The following is a 1853-nucleotide window of genomic DNA, read 5'->3' as shown; positions in this document are numbered from 1 at the left end:
CTAGGGTGACGATGAGCTGGACCTGGTAACTCAGGGTGAAGGGCAGGCCATTCTTTGGATTCAGCACTCTTGCGACGTAGTTCAAGTAGGGCTCGATGTGGGGTTGTCGTCTCAGTTCGGCGAAAGAACCAAGTGCTGGGTCATGTTCGGCAATGAATCGACCAAAGTGGGCCAGCCGAGTAGCGATTGAACCGATCGTCTTTGGCTTGCAGGTCCCGCCCTTTCGTTCCAGATACGCAACAAATCCATCACGTAACGCAGGGTGTACCTCGGCCATGCGGCACGAGAAGGGTTCAGAGGCGATTTGAGAGACAGGGCCGACTGTGAAGATCCCAAGATGAAAGAGGACCTGTTCAACGATGAGAATTGCACCATGGTAATGACGAAAACCCTTGTTGGAGACCTCCTTGCGTCGACGCAGGGCCGCCCTGAACTCAGCAAGGTCAGCCACCACGAGCCCGTCAAGTGGCCGGCCCGTTTGAATAAGTAGCCGCACGAGGGCTTGGGACCCTGCACGGATGCTCACCTTGTCGCTGTAGCCGAGAGCTCGTGCCCCAAGAAGAAAGCGTTCCATGTCTGGTGCCATTGGGGATTGGGGAATCATGGCCCAGAGGCCAACTAGTTTGCGCTCAACCAGATAGTCATACCCTGGTCGCAGATACCCAAAGAGCATGAGGAAGAGCATGAAGGGACCAGCGAGCGGTGAGAACGTCAACCTCTCGGCAAGGTTAAGGGTCATGAATGCGGTAGCTGATTCGTAACGTTCGAGAAACCGGCGAGCATTGGCCATCTCAAAGGAAGTATCGTTGACACTGCCCACGACGGCCCCATACTGGGCGAGGATATTGCCTGGTAAAGGACCTGATTCAATCGATTGAGCGTGCTCTAGCCGCATCAAAGGCCTCCTTTACATGGACCGGCGCAAGATGAATGTAACGCTGGGTGGTATCAATATGAGTGTGTCCAAGAAGTGCTTGGATGATTGCGAGATCAACCCCAGCGGCCGCCATTGCGGTACCAAAGCTGTGTCGGAGGGAATGAGGGTTCCCTCCAACCACGCCGCTGGTGAGTCGGTGATAGCGAAAGACCGTGCGAAGTCCAGCCACCGAGAGTCCCTGGCCACGGTTCTTGCCTTTGGCCACGAGAAACAGATGCTCATCGTCTGACTCGGGGCGCTCAACGAGCAGATAGGTCTGGATGAGCTGGCTGAGGTCATTGTCGATCGGCACCCTGCGCTCCTTGGCCCCTTTCCCAAGGACTCTCACCCAGCGTGCCCCGATGTCGACATCGCGGACGAAAAGGCCAAGCACCTCAGCCGAGCGCAGGCCAGAGTAGACCATCAACCCCGCCATCGCGAGGTCCCTAACGCTCCGAAAGTCACCAAGGAGATCTGAGATCTCTCTGGGAGCAAGCGTATGTGGGAGGAGTCTTGGCTCCCGTACTCTGAGCTCTGAGCGAAAGACTTGACCTCGAGCAAGGTGAGAGAGGGTCCCGTTACGTTCGCCGCTGACGCGCCTCCGCCTGCTCGTTCCCCTAGGAATTGGATTGTGAATCTCAGGATCTCTCATTGACAGGAAGCGAAAGAGTGAGGAGATCGCTCCCAGGCGATGGTTAAGTGTCGCGGGTGCATAACCATCAAGGGCAGTGCCATCCATGCGCACAACATTGGGATACGAGCGACCCGGCACGGTTGCCAGACGGCAGGCATGAAGGTAATCAAGGATCGTGTTGGTACTGACCTCTGTCAAGGCGATCTCTTGAGTCAACAACCAGCGACCGAAAGCGACTAGCGAGTACCCGTAGGCACGAATCGTCATAGCTGAGTAGTTCCGGTCCCTCAAATACGAGAGATA

Annotated in this window: 1 protein-coding gene and 1 pseudogene; both read right to left on the bottom strand. The window is 56.2% G+C overall.

The annotated features are described in order from the left end of the window. Positions 1–895: pseudogene (locus tag M7Q83_RS13900) on the bottom strand (hypothetical protein); the annotation flags it as partial. After that, the coding region (locus M7Q83_RS13895) for a tyrosine-type recombinase/integrase (RefSeq protein ID WP_298340160.1) at positions 867–1853 on the bottom strand (987 nt) is incomplete at its 5' end. The pseudogene M7Q83_RS13900 and the gene M7Q83_RS13895, both read right to left, overlap by 29 nt.

It is taken from the genome of Ferrimicrobium sp. (genome assembly GCF_027364955.1).
Taxonomy (GTDB): domain Bacteria; phylum Actinomycetota; class Acidimicrobiia; order Acidimicrobiales; family Acidimicrobiaceae; genus Ferrimicrobium.
Note: the sequence above shows the minus strand (reverse complement) of the source record. Positions and strands in the feature narration are given on the sequence as shown.